This is a genomic window from Nocardiopsis sp. NPDC101807 (assembly GCF_044766605.1).
Taxonomy (GTDB): domain Bacteria; phylum Actinomycetota; class Actinomycetes; order Streptosporangiales; family Streptosporangiaceae; genus Nocardiopsis; species Nocardiopsis tropica.
The window spans coordinates 239,717-260,696 of record NZ_JBIWMK010000005.1 but is presented as its reverse complement, the minus strand read 5'-3'; the positions used below and the strand labels follow the sequence as shown (position 1 = coordinate 260,696).

General features: G+C 74.5%; 19 protein-coding genes. 5 read left to right on the top strand and 14 right to left on the bottom strand.

Going from position 1 to position 20,980, the window contains the following annotated elements; genetic code table 11:
• Positions 1-416: 416 nt before the first annotated feature.
• Entirely contained in the window at positions 417-2,930 is a 2,514-nt protein-coding gene (locus ACIRPH_RS17340) for a protein kinase (protein WP_402915368.1), read from the top strand.
• A gap of 58 nt (positions 2,931-2,988) precedes the next feature.
• On the opposite strand, the gene ACIRPH_RS17335 is transcribed toward ACIRPH_RS17340, so the two are convergent.
• Both ACIRPH_RS17335 and ACIRPH_RS17330 read right to left on the bottom strand, forming a co-directional pair.
• Positions 2,989-4,323 carry a zeta toxin family protein gene (locus tag ACIRPH_RS17335; RefSeq protein WP_402915365.1) on the bottom strand — a complete coding sequence of 445 codons (1,335 nt, stop codon included), beginning with the start codon at positions 4,321-4,323 and terminating at the stop codon, positions 2,989-2,991.
• A gap of 2 nt (positions 4,324-4,325) precedes the next feature.
• On the bottom strand, positions 4,326-4,601 hold the full coding sequence (locus tag ACIRPH_RS17330; protein WP_402915362.1) for a hypothetical protein: 276 nt from the start codon (positions 4,599-4,601) through the stop codon (positions 4,326-4,328).
• A 546-nt stretch (positions 4,602-5,147) separates the two neighbouring features.
• On the opposite strand from ACIRPH_RS17330, the gene ACIRPH_RS17325 reads away from it, so the two are divergent.
• From ACIRPH_RS17325 to ACIRPH_RS17310, 4 genes are read left to right on the top strand one after another with little or no spacing between them, the layout of a single operon-like run.
• Positions 5,148-5,672, top strand: coding sequence for a hypothetical protein (locus tag ACIRPH_RS17325; RefSeq protein WP_402915360.1), 525 nt, complete (start codon positions 5,148-5,150; stop codon positions 5,670-5,672).
• Positions 5,673-5,714: 42 nt separating this feature from the next.
• Positions 5,715-6,137, top strand: coding sequence for a hypothetical protein (locus ACIRPH_RS17320; RefSeq protein WP_402915357.1), 423 nt, complete (start codon positions 5,715-5,717; stop codon positions 6,135-6,137).
• 15 nt (positions 6,138-6,152) lie between these two features.
• Positions 6,153-6,998, top strand: coding sequence for a hypothetical protein (locus ACIRPH_RS17315; RefSeq protein ID WP_402915355.1), 846 nt, complete (start codon positions 6,153-6,155; stop codon positions 6,996-6,998).
• 9 nt (positions 6,999-7,007) lie between these two features.
• Positions 7,008-7,430: a hypothetical protein gene (locus tag ACIRPH_RS17310; protein WP_402915353.1), complete on the top strand. Its 423-nt coding sequence runs from the start codon at positions 7,008-7,010 to the stop codon at positions 7,428-7,430.
• A 133-nt stretch (positions 7,431-7,563) separates the two neighbouring features.
• Here ACIRPH_RS17310 and ACIRPH_RS17305 read toward each other — a convergent pair whose 3' ends face one another.
• The 12 genes from ACIRPH_RS17305 to ACIRPH_RS17250 form a co-directional block, all read right to left on the bottom strand.
• On the bottom strand, positions 7,564-8,055 hold the full coding sequence (locus tag ACIRPH_RS17305; RefSeq protein ID WP_402915350.1) for a DUF4913 domain-containing protein: 492 nt from the start codon (positions 8,053-8,055) through the stop codon (positions 7,564-7,566).
• A 246-nt stretch (positions 8,056-8,301) separates the two neighbouring features.
• Positions 8,302-9,918 carry a hypothetical protein gene (locus tag ACIRPH_RS17300; protein WP_402915347.1) on the bottom strand — a complete coding sequence of 539 codons (1,617 nt, stop codon included), beginning with the start codon at positions 9,916-9,918 and terminating at the stop codon, positions 8,302-8,304.
• A 22-nt stretch (positions 9,919-9,940) separates the two neighbouring features.
• Positions 9,941-11,311: a hypothetical protein gene (locus tag ACIRPH_RS17295; protein WP_402915345.1), complete on the bottom strand. Its 1,371-nt coding sequence runs from the start codon at positions 11,309-11,311 to the stop codon at positions 9,941-9,943.
• 68 nt (positions 11,312-11,379) lie between these two features.
• A complete protein-coding gene (locus tag ACIRPH_RS17290; RefSeq protein ID WP_402915343.1) occupies positions 11,380-12,033 on the bottom strand; it encodes a hypothetical protein in 654 nt (217 codons plus the stop codon).
• 47 nt (positions 12,034-12,080) lie between these two features.
• The gene (locus tag ACIRPH_RS17285; protein ID WP_402915340.1) at positions 12,081-13,895 is read right to left on the bottom strand and encodes a type IV secretory system conjugative DNA transfer family protein; all 1,815 of its coding nucleotides are present in this window, start codon (positions 13,893-13,895) and stop codon (positions 12,081-12,083) included.
• An 8-nt stretch (positions 13,896-13,903) separates the two neighbouring features.
• Positions 13,904-15,457 (bottom strand): hypothetical protein, encoded by a 1,554-nt coding sequence (locus ACIRPH_RS17280; protein WP_402915337.1) that lies wholly within the window; start codon positions 15,455-15,457, stop codon positions 13,904-13,906.
• 12 nt (positions 15,458-15,469) lie between these two features.
• Entirely contained in the window at positions 15,470-16,939 is a 1,470-nt protein-coding gene (locus ACIRPH_RS17275; protein WP_402915335.1) for an SCO6880 family protein, read from the bottom strand.
• Positions 16,940-18,514 (bottom strand): hypothetical protein, encoded by a 1,575-nt coding sequence (locus ACIRPH_RS17270; protein WP_402915332.1) that lies wholly within the window; start codon positions 18,512-18,514, stop codon positions 16,940-16,942.
• 47 nt (positions 18,515-18,561) lie between these two features.
• Positions 18,562-19,434, bottom strand: coding sequence for a hypothetical protein (locus ACIRPH_RS17265; RefSeq protein WP_402915330.1), 873 nt, complete (start codon positions 19,432-19,434; stop codon positions 18,562-18,564).
• Positions 19,435-19,454: 20 nt separating this feature from the next.
• Entirely contained in the window at positions 19,455-19,799 is a 345-nt protein-coding gene (locus ACIRPH_RS17260; RefSeq protein WP_402915327.1) for a hypothetical protein, read from the bottom strand.
• Between the two features lies 1 nt (position 19,800).
• Positions 19,801-20,136, bottom strand: coding sequence for a hypothetical protein (locus ACIRPH_RS17255; protein ID WP_344185299.1), 336 nt, complete (start codon positions 20,134-20,136; stop codon positions 19,801-19,803).
• A gap of 16 nt (positions 20,137-20,152) precedes the next feature.
• Positions 20,153-20,686 (bottom strand): hypothetical protein, encoded by a 534-nt coding sequence (locus ACIRPH_RS17250; RefSeq protein ID WP_402915323.1) that lies wholly within the window; start codon positions 20,684-20,686, stop codon positions 20,153-20,155.
• Positions 20,687-20,980 lie beyond the last annotated feature (294 nt).

The following is a 20,980-nucleotide window of genomic DNA, read 5'->3' as shown; positions in this document are numbered from 1 at the left end:
GCCCGTGGACGGATGAACGTCTTCTCCCCGGCGCGCCGCCCCCGTCCCGAACGGTGGACACGGGCGTGGAGGGCCCCGGTCCCGGCCCTTCCCGGTGTCCGCCCCGTGCGCTACGCTCCCAGAGCCGCAAGGGCGCCGGCGCCGCGCGCCGAGCCGACCGCTCCGCTCCGTGGGCCCCTCGCCCGGCCGGGCCCGGAACGGTCGCGATACGCCGGTTCGCTTCACGGGACCCGCGCCCCTGCTGTCGTGCGCCCGACCCCCGAGAGGGCCGTTTCCCCGACCGGCGTCCGGGCACTCGTCGAGCGCCGACGGCCCCGGGCCCGCCCCGAGTTCCCCGAGAGTCCCCGAACCGGACCCGGACGAGGCCCGACCGCGGGGTGAGGGCCCGGCGGGCATGCCCCACCAGGAGGGACGCCATGAGAAGGACCAGCCGCCGCGAACCGCCGCCGCAGTTCCCGGGCATGCGCGACCTGACGACGCTGCACTGCGGCAGGAACGCGCTCCTCTACCGGGCCGAACGCGAGTCCGACCGCGCCCCGGTGGTGGTCAAACTGCTGGGGCGGGGCCCCGGCGCCGCGGGGCCCGACGAGGCCGGGATCTGGGACCGGCTCACCCCCGTGCCCGGCGTCCAGCCGCTCCTGGCCTCGGGGGTCACCGAGGCGGGCCGTGCGTTCGCCGTGACGGAGTACCGCGGTGGGGGCGACTACGCCCGGGCCCTGGCCGAGGACGGGCCGCTCGCGGTGGACGAGGTCCTCGCCGTCGGCCGGACCGTGGCGCGGGCGCTGGAGGGCATGCACGGGCTCGGCCTGCTCCACCACGCGGTGACGCCGGCCAACATCCTGCGCGACGCGTCCGGGCCGACCCTGACGGACTTCGGCTCGGCCCTGCCCCTGGACCACCCCTTCCCGCCCGTGTACTACACGCGGGCGACCCTGGACCACGCCCCTCCCGAGGAGGCCGCCGGTTCGCCTCCCACCCCCGCGTCGGACGTGTACCGGCTGGCCTCGACCCTCTGGACCCTCCTGGCCGGGCACGCCCCGTTCGCCGGTCCGGGCCGGGAGGAGGCCGGTCCGCGGGAGTACCGCTCCCGCCTGCTGTCGGGCACGCCGCCGGAGATGGACCGCGAGGACGTCCCGGACGGGCTGCGCGCCGTCCTCCTCCGGGCGCTGGCCACCGACCCCGGTCGGCGGACGCCGACCGCCGCGGAGTTCGGCCGGGCCCTGGAGCCGGGGCCGGCCGGGCAGGACGCCCCCCTCCCGGACCGGGACCGGGTCGCCGTCGCGGTGGGAACCGCGGACGAGGGGCCCGGGGCGCCGGCGGCCGGGGTCCCGGCCGTTCCGGCGGCGCCGACCCCGGAGGAGGCCGGCCCCGCGGACGGCGCGGACGGCGCGGACGGCGCGGACGGCGTCGTGGCGGAGGAGCCCGGCGGGGAGCCCGCTCCGGAGGCCGAAGGACTCCCTCCGGAGGAGCCCGCAGGGGAGCCCGGCCCGGAGGCCGAAGGAGCCGGATCGGAGGAGCCCGGCGAAGAGCCCTCCGAGGAGCCCGGCGAACCCGGCGGGGGCACCGCCCCGGACCCGGACGACGACGGGTACACCGACGGCGCCCGGTACGACGACGAGGACGCCGACTGGTACGGGGGCGACGACGTCCCGGACGGGCACGGGGGCGGTGACGCCCCGGCCGAAGCAGGAGAACCGGTGTCCGCGAGCGGCGGCCCCGAGGCGGATGGCCCCGCACCGTCCTCCGGGCCGAACGCGCCGGCCCCTGCCGACGGCCCGTCCGGGGCGGACACGGCGGGTACGGCGGGTACGGCGAACGAACCGTCCGGGACGGGCGGGCCGGACCGGCCGGTCCTCCCGGCCGCCCCGGGCGGCGAGCGCTCCGAGGCGCACCGGGCGGCCCCGGCCACGGCATCCGTGCCGGCATCGACCGGGGGCACGGCCGGGACGGCCGACCCGGACGACGGGCTCCCGACCGGTTCCGAGGCCCACGGGCCGCGCCCGGCCGCGCCCCCGGCGCCGGTCGCGTCCTCCACGTCCGAGCCCCCGTCCCGCGCCTCCTCGCCGCCGGTTCCCGACCTCGACGACCCTCCCTCGGAGGCGGGGTCCGGGGCCCCGGTGTCCGCTCCCCCGGATTCGTCGGCCCTCTCCGCCCCCACGCCGGTCCTCGGTCCCGGACGCGCCGGGGAGGCCCCCGCCGGAACCGGCTCCGCGCCCGCCGGGGGCCGTCCGCCGGCGGCGGAGAGGACCGCTCCCTCCCCCTTCTCCTTCGAGGCCATCACACGCGGGGCGGAGCCGATGACCAACCGGTCCGCGCCCCCGGCCCACGCGTGGAGCGCCCCGAGCGCGCCCCGGACGTCACCGCGGACCGCCGACGCCGGCTCCGACTGGACCGGCGAGCGGCACGCGCCCGCGAACGCGGCGGCGTGGGCCCCGGCCCCTCAGCCGGAGCACCGCCGCACGGCGGTGCTCCTCCCCGTCCTGATCGGCCTCGCCCTGGTCACGGTCGTGGCCGTCGGCGCGCTCCTGGTCACCGGCCGGGACCCCGTCGCCCCCTCCGCGGAGGCGCCTGCCCCGGCCGGGGGCGGAGGGGCCGCTCCGGAAACCCCCGCGGGCGGTGACGGGTCCGCGGAGGGGACGGACCCGTCGGCCATCGCCCCGACGGCGGTGGAGGTCGCCGACGACCTCGTCGGCGTCTCGCTGTCCTGGACGGACAACACCGGCGGATCCACCCCCCACTTCGTGGTCGGCGGGCCCGTCGGGGCCCGCACCACGTCGATGGCGAACGTCCCGGCCGGGGCCTCGTCCGTCGACGTCAGCGGTCTCAACCCCGAGGTCGAGTACTGCTTCCGGGTGGTCGCCGTCCGGTCCACGGACGTCATGGCGCCCTCCGAGGAGGTCTGCACCTCCCGGGGCGCGGCGGGCGGCTGACCCCTCCCCGGGGCCCGCCCTCGCGGGCGGCCCGGCCCGTGGGGAGCGGGCCGCCCCCTCAGGCCCCCCGGCCCCGGCCGCGTGCCGCCCTGATCGTGGCGCGCGCCGCCGGGACCGCCGCACGCAGCCCGCCGAGCGCGGGGCCGCCGGCCCCCCGGCCCGGTCCCCGCCGGGCGGGGGCCAGCGGGCCGCGTGCGAGCCGTCCGCGCAGGCGGTTCTCGCGTTCGGCCTGCGGGGCGGGGATCTGCTGTCTCCGGCGGCGCTCCTTCTCCAGGTGGGGCCGGGCGACGTCGGCCGTGTCGGATCCGGCGCCGCGCTCGGAGAGCAGCGCGTCGAGCCGCTTCCCGTCCATCAGGAACAGCGCCGGCGACGCCGGGAGCAGCGCGCTGCGGACCCCCTGCCGGGAGGCCCGGTTGACGTAGCGCTGGACCCCCTGCCACGCCTGGTGCCGACGCAGCGCCGCCTCGTCGTGTCCGTAGGCGATCCGGGCGAGCCGGTCCGCGTCCCCGTGCAGGAGTTCGACACGCGGCAGGGTGGTGGGGGTGAGGGCGCCCTGCGCCGTGGCCAGGGCCAGGGTGGACCAGTACTGGTCCAGCCAGCGGCGCGCGTGCTCGGGGGTCGGGGGCCTGCCCCAGGCCGCGGTGAGCGCGGCGCCGGCCCCCGCGACCCTCTCCCACACGGTGCCGAGGCGCCTGTTCCTGTAGAGGAGCGCGCCGGCCCGGTCGATCAGCGTCACGCCGCGCGTGTTCCCCCGCTTCTCCAGGGCGTCCAGCTTCGGCGGGATGTGGGGTTGGCAGTCCTCGTGCGAGGCGTCCTGGGTCCACCGGGGCGTCTCGGCCCCGGGCAGGAGGTAGCGGGTCAGGGTGTCCAGGCGGCTCTGCCAGAGCGGTGTCACCACGACGACGACCTCGACGGCGACCGGTGTGCGGGGGCGGTCGCCGACCGGGGAGCCGTCGGGGGCCGCGGCCGGGGTGGTCTTCGCGGCGACCTCGAGGGGGTAGTCGGTCCGGAAGGAGTTCTCCAGGACCGCGGTGTAGCCGTGCTCGACCGCGTAGTCGATCGCCATGTCCCGGAGCGCCCCGGCCACCTCCTCGGTGACGTAGGGGAACGCGGAGGCGTCGCGGTCCACGTGCTCCCAGGCGTCCTCGCGCTGCTGGAACTTGCGCAGGTCGTCGCGGTCGATCACCACGGCGTCCGGGTGCTCGCGCAGGACGTACTCCTGCGCCCTCGTCTTGCCCGCCCCGGGCTGCCCGGTGATGAACACGACCGTGGCCCCGCCGGAGGGCGTCCTCCCCCCGAAGAGGTAGGGGACCACCCTCTCCTCGAAGACGCGCCGCAGCTCCTCGGGGGTCATCCGGAAGTCGGCGGGGTCCAGGGGCTGTGCGTCGGGCACGCTCACCGCCCCCGCAGGGCGTCGGCCTCGCGCCGCCAGGCGCCGATGCGGTCCGCCACCCGGTCGCGGCCGCCGAGCACGGCCTCCCGGCGCTCGTCGGCGAGCTCACGGACGCGCCGCCACGCGGCCTCCCCCTCCTCCGGTCCGGCACGCCGGGCGATCCTCGCGTACTCGGCGCCCAGCGCGTCCGCGGTCTCCGCGAGCACGTCGTGCAGGACACTGTCCGGCACGGCCGCGTAGGGGTCGTCCGGGTCGGGCGGTCCGAAGGGGGTGACCACTGGGCCTCCAGGGAGGATCGGGAGAGGTGGCGGGGCGGGCGAGGCCGGGGTCCCGGGACAGCGGCTCCCCGAACGGCCCGTGGCGGTCGGGTGCGGGCCGGACGCGGCGGCGGACGGACCGCGACGACCGGGCACGGGGGCGTCGACGCCATTGTCCGTAGGTGAGACGGAAACTTATCCATTCATATTCGACGGAGGCACCGATCGCCTTCCCCGCCCGTCGGCCGCGGAAACAGAGGCATTCCGCTCCTGCCGTCGACGCGAAATCCTAGCGCCCGCGTCACGGAACGGCGAGCCGGCGGGCACCGCCCCTCCCCCGCCGACGTTCCGCACACGGGACGGCACCTACCGCATCCGTCGGCGGCGGCCCGCCTCCGGAATTTCCGCATTCTTCATCTTGTGATGCAAGTCACACACCGGGCCCACCTGGGAAACCCTACGCTTGGTCCCCATGAGCAACAGAAGCCCAGACCAAGGATAAAGAGCGGAGATCCTTTCGTGCCCACCGGATCTTTTATGAGCCTCCTCCCGATATTCCTCCAACTCATGATCTGGTCCTACGGGGTCATTGCGGGAATGGGGCTCACGCTCAGCTATTCCATTCGGTCACGCCTGAACATCAACAACACGAAGAGCGACCGACTGCTCCAGAGCGGACCGCTTCCAGGCGAGGAGAACCAGTACTTCCCGTCGACGAAGGAGAAGATCGGCGATCTGAACATCGCGTCCAGGGAGGAGCTGAACGCACTCGACATCCGGATCGCCGACCTCAGGGACGGCCTGCGGGCGACCCAGGAGGAGACCCGCCAGGTGGTGGTCCACGGCGACAGGGCCAAGAGCCTCGCCTCCTTCCTCGAGGGGACCTCGAAAAGGTATGACGGACTGCTCAAGGAATCGCGACTGGTCCTGAAGGCCCTGGGGGTGGACGGTGACAAGGAGTCCACGAGCACCCCGGACGGCGCCGCGACACCGTCGGCGGGACAGTCGAGGGCCCGCCCGTCCGGCTTGGTCGTGGTGCGCAGCGAACGAAGGACCCGCCCCCCGAACCGGAGCGCCGGCCCCTCCCTCTAGGAATGTCGTGACCACCGCAATGCCGAAGAAAAGGTTCTTCCCATGATCGATGAGCGGGTGCTGGCCGTCGCCGGCGTCGCGGTTCTCATCCTGATCGCCCAAGGCCTGATCCACCTCTTCCTGACCGCGGCCGGGGTGTACCTGTCCGACCGCGCCCAGGCGGAGCCGGATTCATCCGACGACCGGAGGGCTCTGCTGGAGTACCGGTCGCTCCTCCGCGAGAGGTACCACCGCCTCGCCGCCGGGGACGGCGGGCCCCCCGGCGACGGGCCCGTTCCCGGAGGGGGGCCCGGCGACCGGCCGGCCGCCCGGGGGGAACGGGACGCACGGCTCGGTGAGGCCAGGGCCCGGGCCGCGCTCGTCAGGGACCGCCCGTCCCCCTCATGGCCCGGCATCCGGGCCGGCGCGCTGATATGGCCCGCCCTGGTGCTCCTGATCGCCCTGTCCGCCGTATCCAACTGGTAGCAGCGAGGAACACGCATGGTACCCATTTTGGTCGCCTCCATCCTCACGATCGCTTTCAGCGGCCTCATGTGGGGGATATCGACACAGATCAGAGACGCCTTCAAGAGCGCCAGGGTCAAACAGAGGGGAAATCACCTCAAGGCCAAGATGAGCGCCTCGGAGAAGACGAAGAAGCTGGCGGAGATCGATGACCTGCAGCGGGAACCGGAGATCCAGCGCGACAAGCGGGTCGAAAGCCTTGACAACCAGGCCAACGCCGTCAACAACGCCAGGCTCCACGCGAACGAGACGGCGCGCAAGCGGGGCGAATTCCTCCCCATGGCCGACCTGATGGAGAAAACGGGGGCCCTCGCCATCGGTTTCGTCCTCACCGACAAAGGGATCGCGGCCGACGCGGACAACGGGCTGATCGCCGCAGCCATCGGCGAGCGCACCGCGCTGGCCGACGCGGGGGACGACACCACCGAGGTCACCCGGGAACTGAGGAAGAAGGCGTCCTCCGGACTCGTGGTCGAACAGTACGAGGTGAAACCGGACAACCCCCTCTCCGGTGAGGACCTGGAAACCCTCAAAAGGCTCGTCGACGAGGGGAACCACCTCAGCTCGTTCGTCCAGGAGGCCTTGCGGGAAGGCCTGGAGATCCGCCCCGGCAAGGTCGCCAAGGCCCGGACCGAGCACGGTTTCGCGGTTCCCGGCAGCACGAGCGCCCTGCCCCCGCTCTTCCTGGGGGAGCTCGGACCCGCGCGGGGTATCTCCACGGCTCTCCAGAACCGGTCGGGCCAGGCTCCCGCGCCCCGTACCGCGCCCGCGCCCGGCAACCGCCCCCAGCCCCCCGCGCCCGGCCGGGCCACGGGTTCCTAGACAGGTCGGATGACACCCATGGTTCTTATTCTCTGCTTCTTCGCCGGGGCGTTCGTCTTCTCGACGTCCCTGCGCAGGGTCATGGAGCACCAGCTCGACGCACCGCGCATGAACACCGCCCTCGCCGCGGAGCACGAGCGGGCCCGTACGGAGCTGGCCGGGCTGGAACGCGTGGACGCCCTGTTGGACGCGTGGGAGGAGCGGCGTCCGGACCGGGAAGGGGAGGCCGCCGCCGAGGAGCGGAAGCGGATCGACGCGGCGTTCATCTCCGGGCGCGCCGAGGCCGAACGCGCGGCCGAGGCCGTCCGGGCGGGGCTTCCGCGCAAGGAGGGGCTGCGGTCCTTCGCACGGGTCGCGGACGTCGTCCTCGTCGTCGTCGGCGCGGCGCTGATGGTGGTCAGCCCGGTCCTCGGTGTCTCCATGGTCCTCTGACGGGCCCGCGGCGCGCGTGCGCGCGCAGGGCCGCCGGCGGGGTGCCGGGCGTCCGGGACCCCGGCAGGGCGGAGGGGCCCGCCGCGGGTGCGGGCGGGCCCCTCCGAGCCCCGTCACCGCGTTCGTGCGCCGGTCACCACTCGTCCTCGAACCAGCCCTCGGGGGACGGGTCGGCGGGAAGGGGGCGCGGCTCCTGGTGGCGGCGCGAGGTGCATTCGCGGAAGGGCCCGTTGTCCCCGAGGAGGATGCCCATCTGGAAGTCGAGGTGGTCCCGGTACCAGACCGCCATCCCGGTGCCCGCCTCCCACCGCAGCACCTCCCACGCGTGCCACAGCGCCTGGAAGCGCGACACCGCCTCGGCGTGCCGCCACCACTCCTTGCACCAGCGGAACTGGCCGCCCTCGGGCCGGACGTAGACCGGGAGGAAGCGCAGCCGCACGAACTCCTCGACGTTCTTGAACACCGGCTCCGGCGCCGGTTCGCCGTCGTCCTCCCCGCCGTCGACCCCGGCGACGGCCGAGGTGACGTCCGGGGCCTCGGCGGTGAGGCCCCCGCCGACGGCCGGGGCCTCCCGGGGCTCCTCCTCCGGGAGGTCCGCTGTGTGGTCGTGGGGTTCGGTGCTCATGGTCGGTGTCGTCCTTCTTCGCGTTCGTGGTCGTGTCGGGGCCCGTAGGGCCGGTCGGGTCGCAGGGGCGGCCGGGGCCCGTGGGGCCGTTCGGACCGCAGGAGCGGTCGGGTCACAGGGCCGGTCGGGTCACAGGAGCGGTCGGGGCCCGTGGGGCCGTTCGGACCGCAGGAGCGGTCGGGTCACAGGGCCGGTCGGGTCACAGGGGCGGTCGGGGCGCATGCGGCGGTCGGGCCGCTCCACGGGTCACCGCGCGCGGGCGGTCCGGGTGCGCGTGGTGGTGACGGAGCGGCGCCTGCGCTGTCCCTCGTGCACGGCCGTCAGCCTCCTGGCCGCGCGCTCCTGCTGGGCGCGTCGCGCGGGGAGCCCGCGCGGCGAGTCGCCGGCGGCGGCGCGGGCCGCCTCGCCCCGCCTGTAGAGCACGGCCTGCGCGCGGGTCCGGGCGAGCTCGGTGCGCTTCTCCCGGCGCTCGCGCTGCTCGGCCGCGCGTGCCCCGGAACCGCGTGCCCCGGAGCCGCGGCCCGGCGCGTCCCCCTCCCCGGTCCGCGCCCCGAGGGCGCGTACCTCGTCCGGACGCAGGACGGCGCCCCCGTTCGCGTCCCGGGCGCCGCCCAGCTGGGCACGGGTCACGGGGAGCCGGGAGTCGCCCAGGACCAGGGACGGGCCCAGGGCCCTGGTGGCGTCGTGCGCGCGCAGGTCCGCCTTGACCGCGTTGCCCGCGGCGACGGAACCGGCCCGGTCCGGCAGGCCGCCCACCGGGTAGCCGCGGGCCCGGTCGAGGGTGTCGAGCAGGGCGTCCCCCGGCGGGAAGGCGTCCGCCGCGCCCCCGGCCGCGCGTGCCCGCGCCCTCTCCAGGTTCCTGTCGTGGTCCTCGCCGAACCCGGGGAGGCTCTTATTGGCGGCCGCGTTGGCGCGCACGTCGGCCAGGACGGTGACCGGGACCCTGCCGTCGAGGACGGCCGCGGACAGCGACTCGGCGTCGTCGCGGAGCTTGTTCAGGTCGGCCCGGTTGTCCTTGAACCAGGGGACCGCCTTGGCCCAGTACTCCTCCATGGTCTCCAGCGGACGCCCGTCGGCCTGCGGCGAGGCGCCCGCCATGACGGAGTTGGCGTCGATCCGGGAGGACGCCGCGCTGCCCGTGTGGTTCGGGTCCCGCAGCATGTGGCGTTCCATGGACTCCGCGAGCTGCGGGTGCTTCCCGGCCAGCTCGGCGAAGAACCTCTCCTGGGCCTCCCGCGCCCCGGGCTCGGTGGAGTTGGCCGCGCTCAGCCAGTGCAGCGCGAGCTCCCGGGGGTTCATCCCGGCCGTGTCCAGGGTCTCGTCGAGCCCGCGCCGCCACAGGTGCTCCGGGGGCGTGTCCGGGTCCGGCCCCTGAGCCCGCATGCCGACCCGCAGGGCCTGCTCGATCCGCCCGGTGCGGTAGTCGGCGCGCAGCACCGCGTCCACGTCCCGGAGCGCCGTGTTCCGCTGGACCTCGCGGACCCGCTGGACGTCGGCGCCCAGGACGTCGGCGACCAGGCGCGGGTCGGCCCGGCGGAGGAGGCCGAGACCGCCCATCGCGACCTCGGGCGAGTACCCGACGTGCTCCTCCGCGAAGAACTGCTCCCCCCTGCTCTGCCTGCTCCGCTTCCGCAGGGAGTGGTACAGGGAGCCCCTGGCGAGGGCCCCCGAGTTGCTGATCCCTCCCGGGCCGACGGAGGAGCCGATCGCGGCGAGGAACAGGGCCTCGCGGATGTCGGCGTCACCGCCGCCGCCGGACCCCGCGTCCGAGGACGCGAGGAGTTCGACGAGCCGCGCGCGGTTGCGGCGCAGCTCGTCGGCCTTCTTCCCGCTGATCTGGCCCTTCGGCCGCTTCGGGCTCATACGGTCCTCCTGTCTGGTCCTGTCACGGGGTCGCCCTGCCGTTCCGTCCGGCCGTGCGCCCTCTCCGGACGTGGTGGGGCGCGGCGGCGGGGCGGGCCTGCCCGGCCCTCACCCGGCCGAGGGCGGGGGCGCCCTGACCGGCCCCGGCGCTCCGCGGTCCGGCGGAGGGCGCGCCGGGTGGGAGGGCGGGGGACGCGGGCGCGGTCCGGGCCGGGGCCGCCGGGGCCCGGGGCAGGTTCCGGCTCGCGGGGTCCGCCGCGGCCATGCGCTCGTTGAACCGGCGCCGCTGGACGGTCGCCTTGGCCGCGTTCCAGCGGAGGAGCTGCTTGGCGTCCTCCTTCGGGACGCCCCTCCCGCTGAGGCCCTTGAGGTCGTCCACGCGGTCGTCGACCTGGCCGACGTAGGCGTCGTGCGCGGCCCGCGCGGCGTCGACGGCGCGGCGCCCCCGGTCCTCGGCCCCGCTCACCAGCACGTCACGGCTCTGCTCGGCCGTCCGCACCAGGGCGTCGCCCTGTCGCCGGGCGTCCGCGACCCGCGCCGCTCCGGCCGCGTCCGTCCTGCGGACGTCCGCGTCGCCGGCCCTCACCGCCGCGGCGATCGCCCGGTTGCCCCGCGCCGTGGCCCCGGCCACCCGCCTCGTGCGCCGGTCCTCCGCCGCCCGGACGAGCGCGTCCCCCCGGCGTCCGGCGTCCCTCTCGGCGACGGCCCCCCTGCCGGAGGCGGCCTCGACCAGCTCCCGCCGCCGCCCCTTCGCCCGTTCGACGTCGGCGTCCGCGGACGACCTGACCCGCTCCTTCACGCGGTCGACCTGACGGCGGGCACCGGTGATCCGCGCGTTCCTCCTGTCCCGGGCGGCCTCCAGCTCCGCCGCGGCCCGCGCCCGGGCCCGGCCGACCGTCCGATCGCGTGCCTGCTCCGCGGCCCGCACCATGCCCTCGCCCCGGGCCCTCGCGTCGGCCACGTACGCCTCCGCCCGTCGGCGGGCGCCCTCCAGCGCCCGGCCCGCGCTGCCCTTGGCGAGCTCGGCCCGCGCCCGGCGCGCCATGACCCGCGCGCGGATCGGGACTCGGCCCTTCCGGACGCGCCACCGGACGAAGGCCGCGGCGAGCCGCGCCACCGGGCGGAGCACCGTCATCGCGAGCCCCAGCACCGCCTGGAGGAGCGCCCGGAGGATGCGCACCAGGTAGTCCAGGATCCACGCGGCGAACCTCGTGACGGAGGAGAGCGCGGCCTGGGTCTCCGAGGCCACGTCGCCGGCCCCGCTCACGCCCTGGGGCGCGTCCGGCGGGCCGATTGCCATGTTCCGCCGGTCGTGGGCGGTGTGCTGCCTGGCGGCGGGCTCGCCCCCCACCTGTGGAGGGGGCGGTTCAGCGGTGGCTGTCCGGGGGGCCATGGTCCCGCTCCTTGCCGGTCGGTGCTGCTGGGTCGAAGGTTCCGGTGCGCGCGGCGGAGGGCGTGCGCTCAGGCACTCGTCCCCCTCCTGCGCCGCTGCGCCGGGTCCCGCCGCCGTGCCGCGGGCCGGACGACGGCCCTCCCCTCGGCGGCCCGGGGCGCCCTCCCGGACCGGTCGTGCAGCTCGGTCCGGGGGAGCGGCGCGGAGGCGTCCGCCGCGCGTGCTCCCGGGACGGACGCGGCAGGGGTCACACGGGGGCCGGCCTCCTCCCGGGCGGGGACCGGGCGCACGAGCCCCTCCTTCTGGTCGAGGAGGGTGAGGAACCCCGTGAGCGCCTTCTCCCCCCGGTCCCTGTCCGTCCGGAGGGCGGAGTGGAGGTCGGCCGCGGCTCCCCGGCGGCCGGCCCTCCACGCGAGTTCGAGGTCGGTGACCCTGGTCCGGTTCCTGGAGAGGTCGAGCGAGAAGTAGGTGTGCGCCTTCTCGACCTCCGCGATCACCCGGCCGCTCAGGTCCCGGGCGGCCCCCGCGACGGCCCCGCCCCGCGGTCCCACGGCCCTCTGGTACTCCACGGCCGCGGCGCAGACCTCGGCGCACCGCCGTCCCGCCCTCTCCCGGTGGGCGTCGATCTCGTCCAGCCGGTTCGCGATGTCCCTCTGGAGGGGGGTGAGGGAGCGCGGCAACAGCGTGTTCAGCACTCTCGTCCCGCGACTGGTCTCCGCCATGGTCCCTCTCCTCGTCCTCGCCGGTCCGGTCGGTCGCCGGCGCCTGTTCACGCGCCCCGGGGCGCGTCGTACCTCGCACGGGCCCCGGCGGTGATCAGCGCCTCGGCGTCCTTGATCGCCGCGGTGACCAGCCTGGCCTTGTCGGTCCTGTACCAGGGGCGCATGCGCAGGATCGTGGGCCGGGCGGCCGTCGCGAAGAGCAGGCACTCGCCCTTGTCGATCTGGCGGATGTCGGACCCCTGCATGATCTCCTGCCTGCGGAGCTGCACGGAGTGGTTGCCCTTGCCCTCCCCGTAGCTGAACGACGTGGTGGAGACGTCGTGCTGGCCGATGAGCTTGGACAGGGCGTCCACGATCTTGTGGTCGTCCAGCCCGGCGCCGAACACCTTCACGGTGGCCGCGGACCACATCGCCTCCATGCCGTTCTCGGTCCAGACGCGCACGCCCTGCCGGTAGCTCTGGAGGATGGTGACCGGGACGATCCCACGCGATCCCAGGTGGGAGTACATGTCGGGGAGGTCCGCGATCTTGCAGATGTTCGCGGCCTCGTCCAGGACGGCCACCAGGGGCGGGTCGAGCCGCCCGCCCTGCGCCTCGGAGGCCTCCTCCCCCGCCAGGAAGATCGCGTCGGTCAGGGCCGCGATGAGCGGCGCGGAGGCGGCGCGGGACTTGCTGAGCAGGTGGAGCGTCTGCTTGCTGGTGACGAACGACCGCGGCTCGAACTCGGGGAGCGGACGGGCCCCCGGAGGGGTCACCCACTCCATGATCCTGGGGTCGTCGAGGCAGCGCGCGGCGGTGCGGGCCGTGGTGTAGATGCCGTCACGGGTCTCCGCGACGATGTTCTGGGTCTCGCGCAGGGCCTCGGCGTAGGCGGTGAAGCCGTGCTCGAAGAGGACGTCCACCGGCTGCGGGAGCTTGGTGTCGTGCAGCCACTCCCCGACGGTGGACAGCGACCTGCCCGAGAGCGCGGCGGCGAGGATGAGCTGGGAGAGGAGCGCGCGGGCCGCGGGGCCCCACATGTCCTTCTTCGAGTCGTCGTCGATGGTGAGGACGAAGTGCCCGGCGAGGCGGTAGGCCTCCTCGACTCCGCGGACGTCGGTGAGGGGGTTCCACCAGAACTCCTGGCCCTGGTGGGTGACCTGCTGGGGGTCGAACAGCCACACGCGCTCGCCGGTCGTGTGCTCGCGGATCCGCGCGGTGGCCGACCACACGTCGGCCTTGTTGCTCGTGGCCAGCGCCGGTCCGGGCGCGTCCAGGACGTAGGGGATGGCCATCGCGGTGGTCTTTCCCGCGCGGGGCGCCATGAAGGCGAGGACGGTGTCCTCCCACGACGCGAACAGGCGGGCGCCCGTCCGGTTCCCGTCACCGCGCATGTCGCCGACGGCCAGGCCCACGTCCGCGTCCTTGAGCCCCCTGCCCCGGCGTCCGGCCAGCGACCTCCTGCGCAGCCGCACCGCCTTGTCGGCGGCCTCGGGCCGGGCCAGCTCCGCGACCGTCTCGTTGTCCTTGTTCAGTGCGCCGATCGCGTCCGGCTGCCCGTACAGGGCGTTCCGGAGCCGGTGGAGGACCCACCAGAGGAGCGCCGCCGACAGCGCGGCGAAGACACCGAACAGCAGGACCACGGGGAGGGTCGGCGTGCCGGGCCAGACCGTGCCGGTGTCCCAGACGACCAGGGAGACGACCCACGCCATGCCGAACCCGCCGACGGTTCCGCCGGTCAGGGAGGCGACGATCCGCGCCGCCAGCCAGAAGAGGAAGAAGAGCCCCACCGTGCCCCAGAGGGCGACCAGCACCAGCAGGGGCGGCGCCCCCGCGGCGGCGGCCCCGCCCTTCACCTGGTACTTCGGGCGTTCACGTGACATGGTCGTCCTCACTCCCTCCGGATGGCCTGGTCCGTGTCGTACAGGGTGAGTTCGTCACGGGTGAGCGTCATCTGCACCGGGATGCCGAGCCGCTCGGCGCCGGTCTTGATCAGGTACTTGCCGCGCCCGGGGTGGCGTGCGCCCGGCTGCCAGGAGTCCGGCGAGGACCACGACGCCACCAGCCCCTGCTCGGGGCCGGTCATCGGGGTGATCCGGTTGACGGAGGCCAGCTCGCGCGGCGGCAGCCCGGCGAGGACGGTGATCGCGGAGCGGTCCACGAAGCCCCGGGCCTTGGCCCGGTCCTCCTCGGTGGCCAGCGCCTCCAGGTCGCCGAGGGAGTGCGTCACCATGACGGACGCCATGCCCTTGGAGCGGTTGAGCCGGGTGAGGGAGTCGGCGAACTCCACCAGGCCGGGGGCCCCGCGCAGGGCCCGCCACAGCTCGTCCATCACGCCGATGTAGGACCGGCGCCGGATGAGGCCGTGCTCGGAGAGCACGGCCGCGGCGTCGACCATCCCGAAGCCGTAGCTCCACGTGCACAGCATCGCCGCGGTCAGCAGCTTGTCGCCGGCGGCCCCCACGCGGGAGATGTCGACGCTGATCCCCGGCGCCTCCATGTCGAGCGGGCTCGTGGTCTCGCCGTCGAAGACCCCGGCCAGGGAGCCGGTGCACAGCAGTCGCAGGGTGAAGACGAGGTCGTCGACGCGCTTGTCGTACTGGTCCCGGGTGTCGGCGCGGGCGAAGGACCGCAGGGACTCGGGCCCCTCCTCGACGACCTGGAGGACGTCGATGACGTTGGGCTGGCGCGTCCCGGCCAGCCGCTCGTCCAGGAGGTCGACCGCGGCGCCGAGGACGACCTCCTCGGCGTTGGCGATCCTGTCCTCGCGGACCAGCGTGCACAGGGCCATCAGCAGGGAGATGCGGCGGGAGCGCACCTCCCAGCGCAGCTTCTCCCGCTCCACCTCGGTGAGCCGGTCCATGACCCCGCCCAGGGGGCCCGCGTCGAGCGGGTTGATCCGGTCCAGCCCGCGCCCGATCCGCACGACCTGCCCGCCGAGGTGGCCGATCAGGTCGGTGTAGTCGGGCTTGGTGTCGCCGAGGATGATGGCCTGCGACCCGAAGGCCACCGCCCCGGTGACGAGGCGCTTGACGAACGTGGACTTGCCCGTGCCCGGCTGCCCCAGCACGAAGCACCCGGGGTTGGTGATCAGCCCCGCGCGCAGCCAGGCCATCGGGTCGAGGCAGACGACCTCCCCCGAGAGCAGGTCGCGTCCGATCGGGGTGCCGATCGAGGGCGGCTTGCTGCTGGTGACGAACGGGAACAGGCCGCACGCCTGGGCGGTGGTGGCCTGGTACTCGACCGCGTTGGGGATGTTCGGCGAGGCGCCGCCGCCCCGGTGCCGCCAGCCGAGCAGGGGGGCGATGACCTCCCTGTCCCTCTCCGCCGACCGGTCCGGCCGCTCCGCCCTCTCCTTCTGCTCCTGCCTCTGCTTGAGGCGTTTGCGCTCCGCCCGCTGCTGGCGGCGCTCCTCGCGCCGGCTCTGCCGGTCCACGATCGCCATCGGTGCCCCCTTCTAACCCATACCGCGTTGGACGAGGAACGGCGGGCACACGCCGAGGGGCAGGGTCGTGGCGAACGCGACGTCCTGGCTGCCCCAGGCCCTGCGCAGCCGGATCCGGGAGGTCTCGGCCGCCGACTCGGTGTGCGCGACGGCCTGCTTGAGCCTCTGCTCGTCGTCGACGGTGGCCGTCGTGTACAGGCTCACCTGCACCAGACCGGCTCCGCGCGTCTCCTCCTGGGCCGCCTGCCGTGCGTACGCGAGGTCCTGGCTGTCCCTCGCGCTCACCCGGTGGCGGACCCGCCAGGACAGCTCGCTCTTGTACTGGGCCGCCGAGTTCTGGCTCTCCAGCGCACGTGCCGCCGCTGCCGCCGGCCAGGGCCGGAACAGCAGCGTGGTCCGCTTGGCCCAGCGGGTCGGGGAGAGGAGTTCGGCGAGCACCGTGCTCGTGACGTGGGTCCTCGGCGCCTCCTGCCAGATCCAGGAGACGCTGGTGCCGCTGTCGTGGGTGTAGCGGTCGTGGTGCGCCTCGGCCTCGACGGGGGTCGCGTCCGTCCAGTCGAGCGTCCCGATGTCCTCGGGCGTCGAGTGGAGCAGGGAGCTGAGGTCGTTGAGGGCCGTCGGGTCGTAGGCGGTGCGCACCATGGCGACGAGCTGCTCGGGCGTCGCGCGCCCCAGCACGGACACCCCCGTGGTGGCGAGGCTCGACTCGATCTGGTTGAGGTAGCCGCTGACCTCCACGGCCGCCTGCATGCGGTCCTTGGGGGCCACCGGGAACTTGCGGGGGTCGTAGGTGATGCTGATCCGGGTCTCGACCTGGGCGCTCACCGTGGGGGCGCTCAGCACGAGGTCGCGCATGATCTTGCGGGCCGCCGCCGGGGACTGCGGGTCGATGTCCGCCTCGACGTTGTTGCGCAGCGCGCTCCCGGGGTCGGGCCGCGACTCGACGGTGACCGTGACCCACTGCACCCACGGCATGTAGCCGAGGGAGGCCAGCCACTGGTGCCAGCTCGCCACCCAGGTGTCGACGTCGGCCGGCTCGGCGAGCCACACGGAGTTGGAGGAGACCAGGACCGTCGCGGTCATGTGCCCCAGCCGCCGGTTCCAGGCGAGGCCGAACCGCCCGCCCTTGCCGTCCTCGCAGGAGAGCAGGGTGACGGGGGCGAGGATGCCGGGCAGCTGGAAGGCCCGCGGGTGCTCCACCATGACGCCCGCGCGGTAGCGGGTGTGCCCGAGCACCTTGGCCCACCACCACCGCAGACGGGTGAGCAGGAAGCTCAGCAGGGACTCCCCCTGGACCGGCACCGCGGCGAACACGAAGGCCACCGCCATGACGGGGAGGAGGTAGAGGGCGAGGCCGGGCGCGAACATCCCGGCCAGCATCAGGACGACCAGGCCTCCGAGGAGGACGAGCGTCGCGGTGAGGCCGAGGCCGAACAGCCCGATGCTGCGGCGGCGGCGCCACCCCCCGTACGTGCGGACCACTTAGACCATCCTTCCGTCGGCTCCGTCGGCGAACTGCGCCCCGGACGCGCCTTCCGGCGACACCGCTGCGGCGCCGCCCGGGTACCCGCCGCCGGGGGCGCCGCCCGAGGCGCCGCCCGACACGGCCCCGGTGTCGGCCGCTCCCGCTCCCGCGGGGGCGTCACCGACCGCGCCGGGGTCGGAGCCGCCGTCACCGCCCGCGCCCGACGCCACCGTCTGGCTGTACCCCTGCTCCGAGCCGCTGACGGTCGTCGAGCCGACCGACTCCGTCGCGCCCGCGGCGGCCGTGCCCCCGCCGTCCTGTGCGCCGCCGCCCTCCGGGCCGCCCAGGGCGCCGTCCACGCTCGCGGTCCCGTCCGCGCCGCCCGTGCCGCCCAGGGGGCCGCCCGCACCGGCGCCGAGCCCGCCCTGGGTGCCCATGGCGCCGGTGTCCACGGCGCCCGTGCCGGCAGCGCTCGCGGCCACGGCCGACGACCCGCCCCCGGGGGGCTGTCCCCCGCCGCCCTCGTCGAGGTTGCGCGACACCGCGGCGGCGCGCTCGTTGGCGCCGGCCGCGGCCGCGGCCTGGGCCCCGCCGTCGGCGGACGGGGCGCTGCCCGAGGAGGAGGAGGAGCCGGACGCCGACGAGGGGGACGCGTCGGCGCCGCTGCCGCTCCCTCCTCCGCCCCCGCCGACGGAGCTGATGCCGCCCGCCGCGAGGGCCATCATCCAGACGCTGCCCGAGCTCATGAGCTTCATCAGGACGGGGAGGGCGCCGGTGGCCATGAGCATGACCGCCGCCCCCAGGAGGTACCTGGACAGGCCGCCCTCGGCGTCGGCGTCCGTGGTCGCGATGAGGACGAGGCCGGACAGGTAGACGAGCAGCAGGAGGGGCTTGTACAGGAGGCAGGCGAACAGCCAGCCGATGACCTTCGGGAAGATCTTCAGCCCGGGGACCAGGGAGCTCGCCGCGGCCAGCGGGAGCAGGCAGGAGAGCAGGTAGACGATCGACTTGAGCATCGCCAGGACGATCATCTGCGCGATGAGCCCGAGGATCACCGCGAGGCTGACCAGGTAGGTGACGGCCTCGCGCGCGGAGTCCTCCGCGAAGCCGAGGTCGTTGTCGCCGACGCCCACCCGCATGATGCTCGGGTAGACCTCCTGTGCCGCGACGAGGAAGCTGACCTGCCGTGACCCGTTGCCGTTGTCGTAGGGCGCCGAATACGTCCCGGTGTCCAGGATCATCTGGGTGAGGCCGCTGCTGAAGCCCGACAGGACGTAGACGAAGAAGAGTCCGGCGAACGTGGTGATGATGACGGTGAGGAGGCCCCTGACCAGGTCCATCATGGGATCGAGCCGGCGGGTCCAGAGCAGGCGGACGGCCGCCAGCAGGATGCCCAGCGTGGCCAGGAACAGGATCAGCGGGTTGAAGACGTTCTGGAGCTGCAGCACGCCCTGGTCGACGACGAGCTGGTTGCTGCCGTACTCCCGTTCGAGGGGCGCCCCGCTGCCGCTGCTGATGAGCAGGCCGAACATCCGCTCGATGACGCCCTGAAGGCTTTCCGTGATCCAGCTCGCCGTTTCCTCGTTCTCCATTCAATCACCCCGATTCCCAGCCGTGTCGCCCATATTCATCCAGAGCATTACTCATCCCTGGGGCAGAAATTGATTCTGATTCCGCCCCTCCCCTCGTTGGCGTCGGCCCACTCGGGGAATTCCTCGCAGATGTACTGCCAGCGCCACGGCTCCACCGGCGGGGGGTTCCTGCCTCCTGGGCGGTATTTCTCCGCGAGATCGTCCGTCCCGTCCGCCAGGCCATCGCCCTTGCAGGCACCGATCTCCTCGATCATGTTCCTGTTGAGCTGGGGGCAGTGGTAAGCGGCCCAGGGCCAGCCGCTCTCGGTCATGAGGTCACGGAGTTCCCTTTCCGGCGTACACGGTGACAGGGAGTGATTGGTGGGGCCACCCGCGTACATCGAATCCTGGAAACAGTACTCGTAGCAGTCCTCCTTGCCGTCGTACGTGCACCGCTCGTCGTCGGGGCCGGTGAGCGGCAGGGTGTGGGAGAGCCGCTCCCACCCGTCGTCGTCGGGGCAGAGGAACTCCTGGGAGTCGGGGTCCCGGAGGGCCCCCTCGCAACCGGCCGCCTCCCGCTCGACGTCGTCCTGCTCGGCGGCGACCCCCGAGATGAGGGACCCGAGGTCGTCCTCGGTCTCGTGGTAGGAGCCCTGGAGCAGCGTCCCGGCGAGGGTCCCGGAGGCGATGAGCAGTACCACCCCGAGGACCACCCAGGGGAGTTCGGCCATGCCGCGCGCGGCGATCCAGGGGTCGCCGGTGAAGTTGGCGTGGATCATGCGCCCGCCGATGATGATCAGCGCGAGGACGCCGACGACGGCCCCGGCCCAGGCGACGTATCCCAGCACCTCGTTCCCCGACTGCTGGAACTGCGCCATCGCCAGCGGGGACCGCGCCGCGTCGGCGGCGAGGATCCGCTCGTACGCCGTTGCGCCCTCCACCCGACCTCCCACGATCCGGTTCACGCCCCGACGAGCGTGGTGACGACGGAAACGGCGACCAGCATCAGCGAGACGCCCATGACGGTCCACACCACGCCGCCGACGCCCTCGGCGGCCACCTCGGAGCGGCCCAGCTTGCCGGCGGCCATCTTCGCGGCCGAGTACAGGATGCCGATGACGCCGATCACGACGACGACGCCCTGGGCGATGTTGAGGAACCGTCCGATCGGGTCCCCGTCGGGGTCCTGGGACCCCCCGACCCCCCAGTCCGGCATCCGCGGACGGACGTCCCACGTCACCTCCGCGGGAAGGACCGCGGCCAGGTGCGCCGCGTCCACCGCGGCCGGCAGGAGTTCCAGGGGCATGTCAGCCGCCCGCGACGTTCGCGACCGCCAGGATGACCGGGATGGCGACGAGCATCAGGGAGATCCCCATGACCGTCCAGACCAGCCCGCCGACACCGTCGGCGGCGAGGTCGGAGCGGCCGAACTTGCCGATGGCCATCTTGCCGGCGGCGAAGAGGATGCCGATGATGCCGATCACGACGATGATGCCCTGGCCCCAGCTGAACACCTGCTGGATCGGATCGTGTCCGTCCTCGAAGGCGGGCAGGTCCGGGTTGGTGTCCCAGCCGAAGGCGCCGTCCATCGGGACGGCGGCCATGTGGGCGACCAGGTCGTTGGTGGCGTTCAGAACGTCCATGCGTATCCAGTTCTCCTTACCCCGGGGCCTGACGCGCCAGGGTCTCGCTCGCCGCTGCGAGGCACGCGTTCCTGATCCGCTCCAGGGCCCGCCGCGCCCTCGCGGGAAGTTTCACCCGGTCCGCCTCGACGGCGTCCACGTAGCGCAAGGCCGGGACGAACGGGAAGCGGACGAGGAGGCCGACCCGGTCGCGCACCAGGCCCAGGCGCGCCGCGGACTCCGCGGGCTCGGGCCCGGCGCCGTCCGCCGCGACGACCAGGGCCGCGGGCCGGAGGCCGTCGGCCTCCAGGACGTTGATGACCTCGGCGGCACGGGCCGTCGAGGCGACGCTGTTCCGGGAGACGAGCACCAGGGGGCGTCCGAAGGCGCCGACGGCGCCGCGGTCGGAGGAGTAGGCGCCCAGGTCCCAGGGGGTGTTCAGCAGCACGCGCAGCGTGGTGGCGCCCGCTCCGCCGTGGCAGCCGAGCACGACGGCCTCCCCGGCCCAGTCGGGCAGGGGCGGGCCCGCGGGTTCGTCCCGGTCCGCGCCGCCGGCCTGTCGCCTCCCCATGTGGTCCCCTCGTCCGTGTCGTGAAGGCGCCGCCTCCCCGGCGGGGGCGGCGCTCCCCGCGCGGCCCGTGTTCCGGGACTCCGCGCCGGGTCGGGGGTCCGGGGGCCGGAGGGCGGTCGTCCGCCCCCGGAGACGTCCGGGCCCCGCCGCACCGGGGGTGTTTCGCGTGAGGACGCGAGAATGCGGTGGCGCCGTCGAACCGGGTTCGGGGGCCGAACAGCAGGCTATATATACCGCACCGAATCGAAACCGATCAAGTGACCGTTTTCATTCCTACTACTTTGCGTGACCGGC

Bases quoted from the DNA above. Each gene is read 5' to 3' on its own strand.
- ACIRPH_RS17255 (WP_344185299.1), bottom strand. From the start codon at position 20,136: ATGGACGTTCTGAACGCCACCAACGACCTGGTCGCCCACATGGCCGCC.
- ACIRPH_RS17300 (WP_402915347.1), bottom strand. From the start codon at position 9,918: ATGAGCCCGAAGCGGCCGAAGGGCCAGATCAGCGGGAAGAAGGCCGAC.
- ACIRPH_RS17340 (WP_402915368.1), top strand. From the start codon at position 417: ATGAGAAGGACCAGCCGCCGCGAACCGCCGCCGCAGTTCCCGGGCATG.
- ACIRPH_RS17325 (WP_402915360.1), top strand. From the start codon at position 5,148: ATGATCTGGTCCTACGGGGTCATTGCGGGAATGGGGCTCACGCTCAGC.
- ACIRPH_RS17295 (WP_402915345.1), bottom strand. From the start codon at position 11,311: ATGGCCCCCCGGACAGCCACCGCTGAACCGCCCCCTCCACAGGTGGGG.
- ACIRPH_RS17305 (WP_402915350.1), bottom strand. From the start codon at position 8,055: ATGAGCACCGAACCCCACGACCACACAGCGGACCTCCCGGAGGAGGAG.
- ACIRPH_RS17270 (WP_402915332.1), bottom strand. From the start codon at position 18,514: ATGGAGAACGAGGAAACGGCGAGCTGGATCACGGAAAGCCTTCAGGGC.
- ACIRPH_RS17280 (WP_402915337.1), bottom strand. From the start codon at position 15,457: ATGGCGATCGTGGACCGGCAGAGCCGGCGCGAGGAGCGCCGCCAGCAG.
- ACIRPH_RS17250 (WP_402915323.1), bottom strand. From the start codon at position 20,686: ATGGGGAGGCGACAGGCCGGCGGCGCGGACCGGGACGAACCCGCGGGC.
- ACIRPH_RS17320 (WP_402915357.1), top strand. From the start codon at position 5,715: ATGATCGATGAGCGGGTGCTGGCCGTCGCCGGCGTCGCGGTTCTCATC.
- ACIRPH_RS17315 (WP_402915355.1), top strand. From the start codon at position 6,153: ATGGTACCCATTTTGGTCGCCTCCATCCTCACGATCGCTTTCAGCGGC.
- ACIRPH_RS17310 (WP_402915353.1), top strand. From the start codon at position 7,008: ATGACACCCATGGTTCTTATTCTCTGCTTCTTCGCCGGGGCGTTCGTC.
- ACIRPH_RS17285 (WP_402915340.1), bottom strand. From the start codon at position 13,895: ATGTCACGTGAACGCCCGAAGTACCAGGTGAAGGGCGGGGCCGCCGCC.
- ACIRPH_RS17260 (WP_402915327.1), bottom strand. From the start codon at position 19,799: ATGCCCCTGGAACTCCTGCCGGCCGCGGTGGACGCGGCGCACCTGGCC.
- ACIRPH_RS17290 (WP_402915343.1), bottom strand. From the start codon at position 12,033: ATGGCGGAGACCAGTCGCGGGACGAGAGTGCTGAACACGCTGTTGCCG.